Annotated in this window: 11 protein-coding genes; 4 read left to right on the top strand and 7 right to left on the bottom strand. The window is 64.4% G+C overall.

Annotation, left to right across the window (positions count from 1 at the left end; translation table 11 throughout):
* Nucleotides 1-6 precede the first annotated feature (6 nt).
* Nucleotides 7-1,665 (top strand): S8 family serine peptidase, encoded by a 1,659-nt coding sequence (locus XH92_RS30530; protein WP_194455433.1) that lies wholly within the window; start codon nt 7-9, stop codon nt 1,663-1,665.
* Between the two features lie 542 nt (nt 1,666-2,207).
* Nucleotides 2,208-2,720, top strand: coding sequence for a TIGR03809 family protein (locus XH92_RS30525; protein WP_194455432.1), 513 nt, complete (start codon nt 2,208-2,210; stop codon nt 2,718-2,720).
* Here XH92_RS30525 and XH92_RS30520 read toward each other — a convergent pair.
* Nucleotides 2,717-4,087, bottom strand: a complete 1,371-nt coding sequence (locus XH92_RS30520; RefSeq protein WP_194455431.1) for a TIGR03808 family TAT-translocated repetitive protein — start codon at nt 4,085-4,087, stop codon at nt 2,717-2,719. The two genes, XH92_RS30525 and XH92_RS30520, sit on opposite strands and share 4 nt — an antisense overlap.
* Nucleotides 4,088-4,393: 306 nt before the next feature.
* Nucleotides 4,394-4,771, bottom strand: coding sequence for a hypothetical protein (locus XH92_RS30515; protein WP_194455430.1), 378 nt, complete (start codon nt 4,769-4,771; stop codon nt 4,394-4,396).
* A 195-nt stretch (nt 4,772-4,966) separates the two neighbouring features.
* On the opposite strand from XH92_RS30515, the gene XH92_RS30510 reads away from it, so the two are divergent.
* Both XH92_RS30510 and XH92_RS30505 read left to right on the top strand, forming a co-directional pair.
* Nucleotides 4,967-6,376 carry a DUF1254 domain-containing protein gene (locus XH92_RS30510; protein ID WP_194461500.1) on the top strand — a complete coding sequence of 470 codons (1,410 nt, stop codon included), beginning with the start codon at nt 4,967-4,969 and terminating at the stop codon, nt 6,374-6,376.
* 329 nt (nt 6,377-6,705) lie between these two features.
* On the top strand, nt 6,706-8,034 hold the full coding sequence (locus tag XH92_RS30505; protein ID WP_194455429.1) for an adenylate/guanylate cyclase domain-containing protein: 1,329 nt from the start codon (nt 6,706-6,708) through the stop codon (nt 8,032-8,034).
* Nucleotides 8,035-8,144: 110 nt separating this feature from the next.
* Here the strand turns inward: XH92_RS30505 and XH92_RS30500 are convergent, their stop codons facing one another.
* The 5 genes from XH92_RS30500 to scpA form a co-directional block, all read right to left on the bottom strand.
* Nucleotides 8,145-9,584, bottom strand: coding sequence for an FAD-binding oxidoreductase (locus XH92_RS30500; protein WP_194455428.1), 1,440 nt, complete (start codon nt 9,582-9,584; stop codon nt 8,145-8,147).
* 394 nt (nt 9,585-9,978) lie between these two features.
* Nucleotides 9,979-10,626: a pyroglutamyl-peptidase I gene (locus tag XH92_RS30495; protein ID WP_194455427.1), complete on the bottom strand. Its 648-nt coding sequence runs from the start codon at nt 10,624-10,626 to the stop codon at nt 9,979-9,981.
* Nucleotides 10,623-11,615 (bottom strand): methylmalonyl Co-A mutase-associated GTPase MeaB, encoded by a 993-nt coding sequence (meaB, locus tag XH92_RS30490; protein ID WP_194455426.1) that lies wholly within the window; start codon nt 11,613-11,615, stop codon nt 10,623-10,625. The genes XH92_RS30495 and meaB overlap by 4 nt, the downstream gene beginning before the upstream one ends.
* Nucleotides 11,616-11,890: 275 nt before the next feature.
* Nucleotides 11,891-12,703, bottom strand: coding sequence for a DUF3298 and DUF4163 domain-containing protein (locus XH92_RS30485; RefSeq protein ID WP_194455425.1), 813 nt, complete (start codon nt 12,701-12,703; stop codon nt 11,891-11,893).
* 34 nt (nt 12,704-12,737) lie between these two features.
* On the bottom strand, nt 12,738-14,894 hold the full coding sequence (gene scpA / locus XH92_RS30480; protein ID WP_194455424.1) for a methylmalonyl-CoA mutase: 2,157 nt from the start codon (nt 14,892-14,894) through the stop codon (nt 12,738-12,740).
* Between the last annotated feature and the right edge of the window lie 8 nt (nt 14,895-14,902).

The following is a 14,902-nucleotide window of genomic DNA, read 5'->3' as shown; positions in this document are numbered from 1 at the left end:
GTCACCATGACCCCCAACGGCCGGACCAGATCAACGAACCGAGCCGCGATCGCGGCCGCAGTGTTGCTGCTGGTTTGTTTTCCCAGTTCAGCTTACTCCCAGAATTTCATGCGATCGCCTGTCGGCGGCGGCCCGCGGGTCTCGCTCGGGCCGCGGGTTAATCCCGGTATCGGCAGGATCGATGGCAACGGTGGGCCGGCTGGCCGCGCGCCGCTCCACGGCCCGGCGACATCCTGGATCGACGACGGGCCGCGATCGAGCATGCCGCCGTCCCGTGCTCGTGACGCCCCCCGTTTCTCTGCCGATTGCGGCGATGGCACGCGGCAATGCTCCGGCCGGCCGGTCGCCTTCAGCAGTGGCGGCAAGGGCGCTGCGCGGAAGGGCAGGGCCGGCGGTGGCGGCAGCCGCGCGCCGGACGTGGCGGCCACGCGAGCCGTGCCGAACGAGCTCGTGGCGGAGATCGACGGCGCATTGAGCGAGACCCAGATCGACGCGCTGGCGCGTCGTCATGGCCTGAGCCGGATCGCCTCGCAGAATATCCTGCTGCTCGGCGCGACGATCGGCCTGTTCCGCACGGCCGGCACTCGTTCCGCCGACGCGGTGGGCCGCGACCTCGCAAGCGAGGGCAGCGTCCGCTCCGTGCAGCCGAACTACCGTTACGCGCTGCAGGACCAGAAGCCGGCCGCAGGCGGCAGTGATCCGGCGCAGTATGCCCAGGCGCAGCTGCATCTGCCCCAGGCGCACAGGCTGGCGCGCGGGATGAATGTCACCATTGCCGTGATCGATTCCGGCGTCGATGCTGCCCATCCGGAGCTCGCCAACACGGTCGCGGATACGTTCGATGCGCTCGGCAGCAAGGATGGCCCGCATGCCCACGGCACCGCGGTCGCCGGTGTGATCGCGGCGCGCGTCAGGCTGACCGGTAGCGCGCCGGAAGTACGGATCCTGGCGATCCGTGCCTTTGGTGCGGCCGCCGGCGGTGCCGAGAGCACGTCCTATGTGATCCTCAAAAGCCTCGACTACGCGGTGGCGCACGGCGCGCAGATCGTGAACATGAGCTTTGCCGGACCGCAGGACGCATTTGTCGCGCGCGCCGTGGCCGCCGCCGCGGCACGGGACGTCGTGCTGGTGGCCGCGGCCGGCAATGCCGGTCCGAACTCACCGCCGCTGTATCCGGCCGCCGATCCCGATGTGATCGCGGTGAGCGGCATCGATGCCGGCGAGCGGCTGATGGCGGCCTCGAACCGCGGCAGCTACGTCGCGTTGGCGGCGCCGGGTGCCGATCTCCTCGTGCCGGTGCCGGACGGCAAGTACCAGCTGATGTCGGGCACCTCCTTTTCGGCCGCGTTCGTCAGCGGGATCGCAGCGCTGGTGCTTGAGCACGCTCCGGCATTGAAGCCCGCCGAGGTGCGGAAGGTCCTGACCGGCACGGCCCGCGATCTCGGGACACCTGGGCGTGACGATCTGTTCGGGGCAGGGGAGGCCGACGCACTTGCCGCGGTGATGGCCGCGACCGCTGCACCCGTCGCGGTGACCGCGGACAAACCGTCGCAGCCCGCTACGGCCGCGGACGGCAATAACACTTCCGTGAGCCGCGCGTTGAACGAACCCGCGCCGTCGCTCGCATCGGACAATTCCGCCGCAAATCGCCGTGCTGCGCAGTGATTTCTGGCGTCGAACGCGCGCAACGGTGCGATGGAACCGGGCGGCGGAAAGGTTAAAAAATTCGTCGGCGGTTTGAACGTCCGCCTTCCTCTCACGACTTATGTGTGTGGGAGCGGTTTATCCCTCCCCGGCTATATCAGGCGCGAGCGCCCATCCACCCCAAGCGCCCATATGGCTTTGACCCGTCCGGTTGTCCCCCCGGACGGGTCTTTCATTTTGGGGCTACTTTGCACGACTGACCAAACGCGGCCGACGCATCCGGCGTTACGCCGGCGTGATGCGCGCGATGGCCGCGGCGGTTTGCTGTGGATCATCCGGCTGCGCTGCGTTCGGAAGTCGTGCACATCGTCATCATGCAAGTCGATGACTTGACGAGCGTTCGGGCAAGAAAGTCCGTAGTCGAGCGGACTTCCTTCATCGCCTGCGCGCGATTAAGAATTTAGTTAGACTTTATTTACCTTTTCCACAGAATATCACTGTCACGTCCAGTTGATTCGGTTCGGTTGCGTCTGCGTCCGTTTCTTTCCCTGCGGGCAACTTCAATGACACATCGGACCGACGTGGCCAGAGGCCAGGAGATCGTTGCACGCTGGTGCAACCTCGCCGAGCAAAGGCTGGAGCATCTCAACGAGCTGTTCGAATCCGGACGCTGGCGCCGCTATCACAGCGAGCAGTCCTTTCTCGAGAACATCAGGGAAGCGCGGGCCGCGGTCGATATCTGGCGGGAATTGCTGACCCGCGAAGCCTCGCTCGACAATTCGCCGATCGATCTGTCCTGGCTCGGCCGCGGCAGGTCGAAACTGCCACCGCCCTACATTTCGTCGGCGCCCTACGTCTCGCCAGCGCCGCAGCGCCGGCCGGAGGCAGCCGCACTGGCGGAGGCTGCGATGACCGCAGTCGCGGCCGCGCTGGAAACGGCGGCCGAGGTTCTTGAGCAGCCGCCCGTTGTGGCCGACGCGCCGCCGCTGGAGATGCCCCCTCCGGTCGCGCCGCCGCCGGTGCTCGATCTCGACACCATCCAGCGGCGCTATCCGCTGCTGCGCAACGCGCTTTAGCGCCGCACCGCGTTCGCCCCGACCGTCAGCTGCGCGTATTGCTGGGCGCCACCCACCGACAGGTCTGATGTGATCGGGCGGGCGTGGTCGAGCCCGACCACCGCGCCGCCCGGGGTCTCCGAGATCATGTTGTTGTTGATCAGCGCGGAGCCTGCGCCCGGCACCACCGAGACGCCGATGCCGACGAAAGCCTTGCGCACCACGTTGCCTGAGATCGCGACGTCGCGCAGGTACTTGCCCCAGCCGGCGACGATGCCGAAGGTCGGCGCGTTCTCGATCACATTGCCGGTCACAGCGCTGTCGGCCTCGACATAGATGCCGATACCGGCGCCGTCGTTCGGGTCGGTGCCAACAGGGCGCTTCGGCAGCAAATTGCGGATGATGTTGCCCTGGACCACCGCGATGCGGCCGCCTTCGTTGAAATTGCACACAGACACGCCGATCGCGGCGCCGTCGACGGTGTTGTTGGCGATCACTGCGGCCTCGAACGAGAACTCCGAATAGAGCGCGACCTCGCGGACATTGCTGACGCTATTGTCTGATATGTGGATGTTGGAGGCGGAGTTGCCGCGCACCGCCGAGAAATCGCAGTTGCTGATGCGGTTGCCGCGCACGATCACATTGCCGGCGCGGAAGGCGTTGATGGCGTTGCCGTACTGCCCGGAGCCGCCGGGGCCGGCCTTGATGTCCTCGATGCGGTTGTCGGCGACGATCGAGCCGTCGTCGCCGATCGCGGTACGCAGGATTTCGATACCGTTGTCGCTGGTGCCCTTGATGGTGTTGCGCGCCACCATCAGGCCGAGCGCGTCGAACGACACCAGTGCGGTCGATGCGATGCCGGTGAAGATGTTGTTGCTGACGTCGCCCGACATCTGCTCGAACCAGATGCCGGCGCCGCCGCTGCCGGTGAACTGGCAATCGGTGATGCGGATGTCGCGGCCGGACAGGCAATGCACGAGGCCGCGCCGGTTCGGCAGCGGGACGTTGCCGCCGTCGAAGGTGAGGCCCATCAGGACGACGCCGCCGGCGCTTTCGCCTTCGAGCAGCGAGGCGCCGCCGTTGAACACCAGCCGGCTGGCGCCGCGGACGCCGATCAGCTGGCTGCCCGGCGCAAGCCGCAACAGGCCGGTGCGGTAGACGCCCGGCGGGAACGCCAGCGGCACCTGCGCGCGCGCGGCATCGTCGATCGCGCGCTGCAGATTGCGGGTCTGGTCGTCGGGGCTGCCCGGACGCACGCCGTATTGCGTGACGTCGCGGCCGAGCGAGCCGGCGGATTGCGCGGCGCGCGCTGCATCCGACGACATCGCAAGCGCGCCGGCTGCGCCGGCGGCTGAGGCTCCGATCAGGTGGCGGCGATTGACGTCCATGGGCACGGCCCTCGCAAACATTCGCGAGCGGTGACGTTCGCGGGTCGAGTGGTAGCGCGAAATGCGGCGCGGCATGGTGAACACGCCGACGCAGCCGGGCGATTGTTGGCGGTAGGGTTAACCTCCGGTGCAGCCGATTTGCGTTGCTAAACAGCCCGGTGTCGTCACCCGCGCAGGCGCAGGCAGGTGAGCCAGCATTCCAGAGGCATTCGTGCTTGAGCCGAAAGGCGCGGCGTACTGAGGCGCTGCGACACGGCAATCTAGCCGCTTCACAGGCAGTTGCACACGCCAGTTCTTGTGTCGATCCTAGTTCTTGTTTCGATTCTTGCTCGCACCCCTGATGTCCGTTGCGCGCGTCGGGGCTCCGGGGCCGGCCATCTGCATGCAGGTCAGCAGGTCAACGTAGCTGCCAAGCCCGTCAAGCGTCGCTTCCTGCTCGCAGCGCGCACGGACGGGAGCGGAATAGGTCGACCAGATAGCAGCGAGTTGCGCCTTCGCGCTATTCTCGTCGCTCATGCATTTCTCAAAGGGCTGAGCAAGAGCAAGGTTGGCGGCCTTGTCCACCTCCGTTGTCTCCCTGCAGGTCTTCTCGACATTGATGACTGGCACGCCATCACCGACCGGCATCGCCAAGGGGCTCGCAAATTGACCGCCAAACACAAAGAACAAAAGGGCCATCCGCATGATGAAAACTCCTACCGTTATGAAATGAATGACGGGGTGCGAGCAGGCCAAGCCGCCTGTATGTCCATATGGCTGAATCTATGGATTTATCTCCACCCGTCTCTTGATCTGGATCAAGACCGACAAGGCGTACTGCGCGCCAAATGGCTTTGAATTGCATCCGCAATTACACCAGGGGAGACAAGCATGACGCACATGCGCTTGGCTTTGGCGGGCCTTTTCGCTGGAGTGTTGTTCGCATCGTCACCAGCTTCCGTTGCCGCGCAAGCGTCGATCACCGAACAAGATGCGCATGCGATCGGAGTCGATGCCTATATCTATTTCTATCCGCTGCTCTCGATGGACGTGACCCGAAAGCAGTTCACCAATGTCGAACCCGGCAAGGAGTTCGGCAAGGGTCCAATGAACGTCTTTACGAACATACCCGCCTATCCACCTGCCGACTTCAAGGGAGTCGTGCGCTCGAATTTCGATACGCTGTATTCCATAGCGTGGCTCGATCTGACCAAGGAGCCGCAGGTCGTCTCCGCACCGGATACGGATGGACGGTTCTATCTCCTGCCAATGCTTGACATGTGGAGCGACGTGTTCGCGTCACCCGGTTGGCGAACCACTGGCACGCAGGCCGGCAACTTCCTCGTCACGCCGCCTGGCTGGAGCGGGACCGTTCCTCCTGGAATGACGCGCATCAGCGCGACGACGCCCTACGTGTGGATCATCGGACGCACCAAAACGGATGGGCCGCAGGACTATGATGCGGTTCACAAGATCCAGGCCGGCTACAAGATCGCCCCGCTGTCGGGTTGGGGCAAACCGGCAAACCCGGTGGAAGCAAAGATTGATCCGACCGTCGACATGAAGACGCCGCCCAAGACCCAGGTCGACGGCATGTCCGCCGACAAGTTCTTCGCTTATGCCGCTGAGCTTCTCAAGATCAATCCGCCCCACCTTACCGACCAGCCGATGATCGCGCAGTTGAAGAAAATCGGCATCGAGCCGGGCAACAGCTTTGACATGGCTAAAGCAGACCCCGTCATTCGCCGTGCTTTGGCGGATGTTCCGAAGGATGCACAGAAGCTGATGGCCTGGAAGTTGCCGACGCTCGCGCGAGTCGTGAACGGCTGGTCGATGAACACCGACACCATGGGCGTGTACGGCAACTATTACCTGAAGCGAGCCATGATCGCACAGTTCGGCCTCGGCGCGAACCTTCCCGAGGACGCCATTTACCCAGCGAATCTGGCCGATGGAACGGGCGAACCGCTCGACGGTTCGAAAAAATACATGCTCCACTTCGAGAAGGGCAACACGCCTCCGACGAACGCCTTCTGGTCGGTGACCCTCTACGACTCCGACGGTTTCCAGGTGGGAAATGCGCTCGACCGGTTTGCCGTCAGCAGCTGGATGCCATTCCAGTACAACACGGATGGCTCGCTCGATCTGTACTTCCAGAACGAGAGCCCCGGCAAGGATAAGGAAGCCAATTGGCTCCCGGCGCCGAAAGGCGCGTTCAACCTGACCATGCGCATCTACTCGCCGAAATCCGAAGCCCTCAACGGAAACTGGAGCCCGCCGCCGGTGACGCGAACGCAGGCCGCTCGGTAGTGTGATAAAGTTTCGCGGTTCGGGTGGCGGCGTGTCGACGTCGTCACTCCCTCGTGGCCCTGTTGAGGCTTGAACTTGGTAGAACTCAATGACGCCCTGACGCGCAGGCGTCCATAGACGGCTCAATCCGCGCCATTCACGCGCGCCGCCTGCCGGGTCGGCTGCACCAGCTCCAGCGCATCCCGCCGCACTTGCGTAACGATCGCAATCCGCGCCTCTTGCCGGGCGGGACGACGGATTCATAGTGTGATAGAATTTCGTATTTCAAGAGTAGACGAAACCCTTTTTCGACAGTCTGGTTTCAACACGTCGCGGTACTGGAGTTGGATATGGCCGATTTCATTATGCCCCAGACGCAATACGCGCGCAGCGGCGATGTCAATATTGCCTATCACGTGACCGGGGACGGGCCGATCGACATTCTCGTCGTGCCTGGCTCGATCTCCCACCTTGAGGTCGTGCACGAGTTGCCGTGCATAAGCAGCAACGCGCAGCGGCTGGGGCGCTTCGCCCGGCTCATAAGCTTCGACAAGCGCGGTCAAGGACTGTCCGATCGAGTATCCGGCGTGCCGACGTTGGAAGAGCGAATGGACGACGTTCGCGCCGTGCTTGACGCGGTCGGGTCCCGCAAAACGGTTCTGCTGGGCATGTCGGAAGGCTGCCCGATGAGCCTGCTCTTTTCGGCCACACATCCAGATCGTGTTTCCCATTTGGTGCTGGTCGGCGGTTTCGTGCGCGCCGGCTACTCGATCCCGGCGGCCCAGTTCGAGGCGTTTGCAGACAGGGTTGTTGCAAGCTGGGGCTCGGGGCAGATGATGAGGAACGTCGTCGGTCTGGCGAACGGCTCCCAAGAGCAGCTCGCGGCGCTCGGCAAGTTCGAGCGGATGAGCTGCAGCCCCGGTGCTTTCAAGGCGATCATGGTGATGAACCGGCTGATCGACGTGACGCCCGTGCTGCAGAGCGTGCGCGTCCCAACTCTCGTGTTGCACAGCCAGGCCGATGCCGTGGTGCCTGTATCGGAGGGGCGAAAGCTGGGGGCCGCAATCGCCGGCGCGAAGTACATCGAATACGAGGGCCTTCCGCACGGTGTCTTCTTTACGACCGAATGCGAACGGGTGATTGACGACATCGAGGAATTTGTCACCGGTCACCGTCCCGAGGTGGGAGAAGATGTCGACCGTGTGCTGGCGACCGTCCTGTTTACAGACATCGTCAATTCCACGACGAAAGCCATCGAGGTTGGTGATCGCCGCTGGCACGAACTGCTTGATTCTCATGACCGCTTGGCAGCACAGGTGGTCGAGAGGCATCGCGGGAGGCTGGTGAAGAATACCGGAGATGGCATCCTGGCGACGTTCGATGGACCTGGACGCGGTGTTCGCTGTGCCCTCGCACTGGGCGAAGCTGCGCGCCAGCTCGGTCTGCCGCTGCGCGCCGGATTACACACCGGCGAGATCGAAGTGCGCGGCAGTGACGTCGGTGGAATAGCGGTCCATGTCGCCGCTCGCGTGATGGGGCGGTCGGATGCAAATGAAGTCCTCGTGTCGCGCGTCGTGACCGACCTGGTCGCAGGAGCCGGATTGAAATTTTCGGAGCGTGGCTCGTTCGATCTCAAGGGCATCCCAGGAGCGTGGGATTTGTTCGCTGCCGTCCAATAGGGTTGCCTCATGCGTACAGCGAAGCGAAACCATCACCCAAAGACCGAAACGGTCGAGTAACAGCGATGGTTTCGCCAAGGCTAACCGGCGGTTTGCTGCCTTGTATTTCGTCAGGCCGCCGGACGCTGCGCGGACGGCTGGACGTTCTGGTTCAACCGGAACAGATTGCCGGGATCGTATTTCGACTTCAGTGTCGTGAGACGCGCGTAGTTTGCGCCGTATGCGTTGGACACGCGATCGGTTTCGTCCTCGGGCATGAAGTTGACATAGACGCCGCCGGTTGCGTGAGGCGCAGTTTCGGCAAAAAGCCTCCGAGCCCAGTCGATCGAGCGCTGCTTGTCGGCGGATTGACGCCATCGTGTATGAACATTCATCGCAAAATTTGCGCTGCGATGAGGATAAGCCATGGCGTCAGGCGCCACACGGCTAGAGGCTCCGCCGAGCTGTCCAATGAAGATTTCGCACTCCTCGGTTGGAAGTCGCGCAACCTCATCGACGAGGACATCCAGGAGACCGTCGCTGAGATCGACAAAATTGTGCGACTTCCAATAATTGTGGGCACCCGGAGTCAGCAACGGGTCGAACGCACTCTGCCAGGCGGTGAAGGGCTGCATGCCGATCACGTCCGCAATCGGCGTTCCCAGCTCACGCAGCGGAGCCAAAGCACGATTGCCGTCGCGCTCATCGCCTACATAACAGACCGCAAAGACGAGAATTTCCTTACCGTGAATGTCGGCCGGAAGGAAGGGAAGTGGCGGAGCCTTTCTGAGGACCACCCATTGCGTGAGTTCGTCGGGGGCTTTGGCTGCGATCTGGCGATAGCCGGCCAGAAGTTCTCTTGCCCGGGCAAAAGGATGGACAATCAGGCCGGAGAGGACCATGGGCCCGACCGGGTGCAGGCGAAATTCGAACGAGCTCACGACGCCGAAATTGCCGCCACCTCCGCGCAGCGCCCAAAACAGGTCGGGGTTCTCGTCTGCGCTCGCGCGCACAAGCTTGCCGTCAGCCGTGACCACGTCGGCCGAGATGAGGTTATCGACAGCCAACCCGAACTTGCGGCTGAGCCATCCGAATCCGCCGCCAAGCGTGAGGCCAGCCACGCCGGTCGTCGAATTGATGCCGAGCGGAGTGGCCAGTCCGAAGGCTTGCGCCTCCCTGTCGAAGTCGCCGAGGGTCGCGCCCGGTTCGACGCGAGCGGTCCGGCGAGCAGGATCGATCCGTACGCCGCGCATGAGCGAGAGGTCCAGCAACAGGCCTCCTTCACATACGGCATTCCCGGCAATGTTGTGGCCGCCGGCGCGCACCGCAAGCAGGACGCCGCGCTCGCGTGCGAAAGTGACGGCATGCATAATGTCCGCGGCACCTCTGCAGCGGACTACCACGCCTGGGCGGCGGTCTATCATCGCGTTCCAGATCGCGCGGGCCTCATCGTAGCCCGCTTCCTGGGGCAGACAAACAATCCCACGCAATGTCTGTCGCAAGGCATCGAGAGTGTCATTTCCAAGCACAATCGCCCCGCCCTGTAGCGAGGCCAGCCGGATCTCGGTCATGGTATCTCCTCCAATGGCACGGAGATGAGGTCCGGCAGGCGCCGGCCTGCGTCCCCTGGACAAAATCAGTCAAAAATTCCGGACAACTCGACCGACGATCTTCAAACGATCGCGTCTACGGCCGCCAGCCATGTGTTGTTGTCTGACGATGCCTTTCGGCCTGTCGAGGGCTGGTTATGGCTGAACGTAAGTCCGCCGAGCGAAGGAAAGGTTCACAGTCAAGTCTCCCCTTGGCCACGCTTTGCGACCAGAGAACCGTAATTGTTCCGCTCCTGGCCCCGACTCGGACCTCCGGCAAAGGCCGCTTTGCGCGCCGATGTCGAGGCATTGGTAGCTTTCAAACGACGCCGAGATGCACAGCGTCCCGCTGAGGGTATCGTCAATCCGCGTCGCTTTACGCGCGCAGGGCCTGCCGGGTCAGCTTCACCAGCTCCATCAGTATGGCTTCGCCGGCATCGACCAGCGCTTCCAGCGTGACGTCTGATTTGCCCGGTGCGGCCGTGCCGTCATGGGCGAGCGGCGGAACATGGATGAACTGCGCGAGGCGCAGCTCGTTCTCGCCGTCGACGGCCTCGATCGCGCGCCAGCTCAGATAGTTGCAGAGATAGCTGCCGGCGTCGCGCGACATCCGTGCGTCGATGCCGGTGGCCAGCGCCGCGCGCAGCAACTTCTCGCTGTGCGGCCCGAACAGCTTGGCATCGGCGCCGCCTGCGATCGATCCCTTGCGCGCATGCTGGCGGCCGGCATCGGGGAAGCGCGTCGTCACCGCATTGCGGGCGCGGCTTTCGATCCGCAGATATCTGGTGCGGCCGGCGAGGCCGAACATCAAGAGCGCCTGCGGCCGGTGTCGTGCGATCAGTTCCGGCAATTCGCGATCGACGGCGGCGTAGGTGACGTCGAAGATGTGGCTCGTCAGCGCGACGTCGTCGAACGCCGGCCGGCGCAGCGTGGTCAGCCGCTTGACCACCGGCATGGTCGGGTTGAACGGCGCACCCGGGAACGGCCCGAAGGCGGTGACGAGGATGCGCAGTCTACCGCTCAATGCAGCATCTCCGCGATCTGCTCGGCGGCGACCGCGGGCGAGATGCGGCCGCCGGCGACCTCGGCCTCCATCTTCTTGACCCTGGCGCGGATCGCAGCGTCACTGCGCAGCCGCGCCATCATCCGGCTTTCCAGCATCGACCACATCCACTTCACCTGCTGCTCCCGGCGGCGGGCCTCGAATTCGCCGGAGGCGTTCATCGCGGTGCGGTGGTCGAGGATCTTCTGCCAGAGCCGGTCGAGGCCGGCGCCGGTCAGCGCGGAATAGGTCTCGACCGGCGGATGCCAGTGCTCCGAGCGTGGTGCCAGGATGTGCAGCGCGCTGCGATAGTCGGCGGCGGCGAGGTTGGCGCGCTTGAAGTTGTCGCCGTCGGCCTTGTTGATCGCGATCATGTCGGCGAGCTCGACGAGGCCCTTCTTGATGCCCTGCAATTCGTCGCCGGCGCCCGGCAGCATCAAGGCCAGGAAGAAATCGGTCATGTCGCAGACCGCGGTCTCCGACTGGCCGATGCCGACGGTTTCGACCAGCACCACGTCGAAGCCCGCGGCCTCGCACAGCAGCATCGCCTCGCGGGTCTTCGCCGCGACGCCGCCGAGCGTGCCCGAGGACGGCGAGGGGCGGATGAAGGCCTGGTCGGAGACGGCGAGCCGCGCCATCCGCGTCTTGTCGCCGAGGATCGAGCCGCCGGTCCGCGCCGAGGAGGGATCGACCGCCAGCACCGCGACCTTGTGGCCACGCTCGATCAGGAACATGCCGAGCGCATCGATGGTGGTCGATTTGCCGACGCCGGGCGAGCCGGTGATGCCGACCCGCACCGCCTTGCCGGTGTCAGGCAACAGCGCCTGCACCAGCTCGCGCGCCGCCGCCTGGTGATCGCTGCGCCGGCTCTCGACCAGCGTGATCGCCCGCGCCAGCGCGGCGCGGTGGCCGGTGCGGAGCTCCTTGGCGAGGGCGTGGATGTCGGGAGCGGCGGGCTTCGAGGCGGTCATGGACTTGGTTTACAACGGCTGGCCATGGCAGGCGAGGGGAACGCGGATCGGTTCGGGCGCGGCTTGTTGATGACGCCCGGAGGCCGATAGGCGGATGCGATAGCTGCCGTGGCAGGGCGCGCGCTGCCAAAATATCGAAAACAACCCCATGCACAGTAGCCACTGGCTGCCGGCATTCGACGTGCAGCTTGACACGTCGGGCAAATCAGCGGCATAATTCCATTATTCCGAAATCGTGCAAGCGGCCCTCTTGCCCCGCTCATGCGGGCTGCGAACTATTGCTGATCGTCCACATCGTTCTTCGGTCGCGCCCCGGCGAAGATCTTTGCGCCTTCCGCCGTCAGATACGACTTCAGCGCCTCCCACGGCACAAAGACGACATACTGGCCTTCGGCGTAGGGGCCGACGGCATAGGGCGGGTAGTGGAAGGTGAGGCCGGAACTCTTGCCTGACACCGTCGACGGCGCGAGCGTCACGGCGCCGATCTTGAGCAGGGTTGGCTTCAGCTCGTCATGCCAGTTCGCCGGGAGCGGCTCATCACCGGCTCGCTTCTTCTTTTCGACCGTCAGCGCCGCGATGACGGCCTTGAGTAAGGCCTTCATGGTCGGGCCGTTGTCCGCAGTCTCGGTGAAGAAGGGACGGATGCTGATGCGCTTCTTCTCCGCCGTGTCCCACAGGATGGTGTTGACGTCGGAGTTCGGATGCGCGCCGAGCGTGTCCATGTAGTCGTTGCGCAACACGCTGACATAGCGGTCATCGACGATCGAACGCACCGAATATTTGCGCTCGAACGAATAGCCGCCGCGATCCTTGAACAGCTCAGGCTCCTGCTTGCGGTCGGAGGCCGCCTCGGTGGCGTTCTTGTCGATCCACTTCCGGCCCTCGGCGAGGCAATCGGCCGCCAGCGCGCCATCGGCCTTGATCTTGTCGTCGAGATAGACGCTCGCCTCGATGCTCGGGTTCTTGATCGTGGCGTCGGGCTTTGGATCGGCTTTGGGGTCGGCGGCTCGTGCCGGAAGGCAGAGGCACGCCAGCAGGCCGGCAAGGCCTATGATGCGGACAGGCGTCATCGAGCGAGCGGCGCGCATGGAAACTCCTGACGGGGGAGGGGATGCGGCGGCGCTACTCCGCCGCCGCGCTATGGCCGAGCCGGGCGTTGAGCTTGTGGATCAGCTCTTCGGCGGCGTCGGAGATCACGGTGCCCGGCGGGAAGATCGCCTCGGCGCCGGCCTTGTAGAGCGCGTCGTAGTCCTGCGGCGGCACCACGCCGCCGATGATGATCATGATGTCCTCGCGGCCGTGCTTCTTCAGCGCGGCCTTCAGTTCCGGCACCGCGGTGAGATGGGCGGCGGCGAGCGAAGAGACGCCGAGGATGTGGACGTCGTTCTCGACCGCCTGCCGGGCGGCCTCGTCGGCGGTTGCGAACAGCGGCCCGATATCGACGTCGAAGCCGACATCGGCGAAGGCCGATGCGATCACCTTCTGGCCGCGGTCGTGGCCGTCCTGGCCGATCTTGGCTACCAGGATGCGCGGGCGGCGGCCCTCGGCTTCCTCGAAGGCGTCGATCAGCGCCTGCACCTTTTCGACCTTGTTGGACATGGCCGCTGCCTCTCGCTTGTAGACGCCGGTGATGGACTTGATCTCGGCACGGTGGCGGCCGAACACCTTTTCCATCGCGTCCGAAATCTCGCCGACGGTGGCCTTTGCACGCGCGGCGTCGATCGCCAGTGCCAAGAGGTTGCCGTTGCCTTCGCCGGCCGAGCGGGTCAGTGCGGCCAGCGCCGCATCGACGTCGGTCTGGTTGCGCTCCTTCTTGAGCCGCGCCAGCTTGTCGATCTGCAAGCGCCGCACGGTGGAGTTGTCCACCTTGAGCACCTCGATCGGCCGCTCGTTCTCCGGCTTGTACTTGTTGACGCCGATCACCGCTTGGCGGCCGGCATCGATCCGCGCCTGGGTCTTGGCGGAGGCTTCCTCGATCCTGAGCTTCGGCACGCCGGCCTCGATCGCCTTGGCCATGCCGCCGAGTTCCTCGACCTCCTGGATATGACCCCAGGCCTTGGCCGCGAGATCGCGGGTCAGCCGCTCGACATAGTAGGAGCCGCCCCAGGGATCGATGATGCGGTTGGTGCCGCTCTCCTGCTGCAGGAACAGCTGGGTGTTGCGGGCGATGCGCGCCGAGAAGTCGGTCGGCAGCGCCAGCGCCTCGTCGAGCGCATTGGTGTGCAGCGACTGGGTGTGGCCCTGCGTTGCCGCCATCGCCTCGATCGTGGTGCGCATTACATTGTTGAACACGTCCTGCGCGGTCAGCGACCAGCCCGAGGTCTGGCAGTGCGTGCGCAAGCTGAGCGAGCGCGGGTCCTTCGGGTTGAACTGCTTCAGCAGCTTGGCCCACAGCAGCCGCGCGGCGCGCATCTTGGCGACTTCCATGAAGAAGTTCATGCCGATCGCCCAGAAGAAGGAGAGGCGGGGGGCAAAGCGATCGACGTCGAGGCCCGCGGCAAGCCCGGCGCGCAGATATTCGACGCCGTCGGCCAGCGTATAGGCAAGCTCGAGGTCCTGCGTCGCGCCGGCCTCCTGCATGTGGTAGCCGGAGATCGAGATCGAATTGTATTTCGGCATCCGCTGCGAGGTGTAGGCGAAGATGTCGGAGATGATCCGCATCGAGGGCGCGGGCGGATAGATGTAGGTGTTGCGCACCATGAACTCTTTCAGAATGTCGTTCTGAATGGTGCCCGACAGCTTCTCCGGCGGCACGCCCTGTTCCTCGGCGGCGGCGACGAACAGCGCGAGGATCGGCAGCACCGCGCCGTTCATGGTCATCGACACGCTCATCTGGTCGAGCGGAATGCCGGCGAACAGCGTGCGCATGTCGTAGATGGAATCGATCGCGACACCGGCCATGCCGACGTCGCCGGAGACGCGTGGATGATCCGAGTCATAGCCGCGATGGGTGGCGAGATCGAACGCGACCGAAAGGCCCTTCTGTCCGGCCGCGAGGTTGCGGCGATAGAACGCGTTGGAGTCCTCCGCCGTGGAGAAGCCGGCATATTGCCGGATAGTCCAGGGCTGGTTGACGTACATGGTCGGGTAGGGGCCGCGCAGATAGGGTGCGATGCCGGGCCAGGTCTCGAGGAAATCGATGCCTTCGAGATCGGCCTCGCTGTAGACGGACTTCACCGGGATGCCCTCGGGCGTGAGCCACGGCTCGGCGCTCGCAGCTGGCATTGCCGTGGCAACGGGCTGGAAGGCGACATCGGCGAAATTGGGAATGCGGGTCATTCCTTGGC

The organism is Bradyrhizobium sp. CCBAU 53421, from assembly GCF_015291625.1.
Classification (GTDB): Bacteria; Pseudomonadota; Alphaproteobacteria; order Rhizobiales; family Xanthobacteraceae; genus Bradyrhizobium.
This window is presented reverse-complemented; position numbering and strand designations above follow the sequence as displayed.

Bases quoted from the DNA above. Each gene is read 5' to 3' on its own strand.
- XH92_RS30515 (WP_194455430.1), bottom strand. From the start codon at position 4,771: ATGCGGATGGCCCTTTTGTTCTTTGTGTTTGGCGGTCAATTTGCGAGC.
- XH92_RS30505 (WP_194455429.1), top strand. From the start codon at position 6,706: ATGGCCGATTTCATTATGCCCCAGACGCAATACGCGCGCAGCGGCGAT.
- scpA (WP_194455424.1), bottom strand. From the start codon at position 14,894: ATGACCCGCATTCCCAATTTCGCCGATGTCGCCTTCCAGCCCGTTGCC.
- XH92_RS30485 (WP_194455425.1), bottom strand. From the start codon at position 12,703: ATGCGCGCCGCTCGCTCGATGACGCCTGTCCGCATCATAGGCCTTGCC.
- XH92_RS30500 (WP_194455428.1), bottom strand. From the start codon at position 9,584: ATGACCGAGATCCGGCTGGCCTCGCTACAGGGCGGGGCGATTGTGCTT.
- XH92_RS30510 (WP_194461500.1), top strand. From the start codon at position 4,967: ATGCGCTTGGCTTTGGCGGGCCTTTTCGCTGGAGTGTTGTTCGCATCG.
- XH92_RS30525 (WP_194455432.1), top strand. From the start codon at position 2,208: ATGACACATCGGACCGACGTGGCCAGAGGCCAGGAGATCGTTGCACGC.
- XH92_RS30520 (WP_194455431.1), bottom strand. From the start codon at position 4,087: ATGGACGTCAATCGCCGCCACCTGATCGGAGCCTCAGCCGCCGGCGCA.
- XH92_RS30530 (WP_194455433.1), top strand. From the start codon at position 7: ATGACCCCCAACGGCCGGACCAGATCAACGAACCGAGCCGCGATCGCG.
- meaB (WP_194455426.1), bottom strand. From the start codon at position 11,615: ATGACCGCCTCGAAGCCCGCCGCTCCCGACATCCACGCCCTCGCCAAG.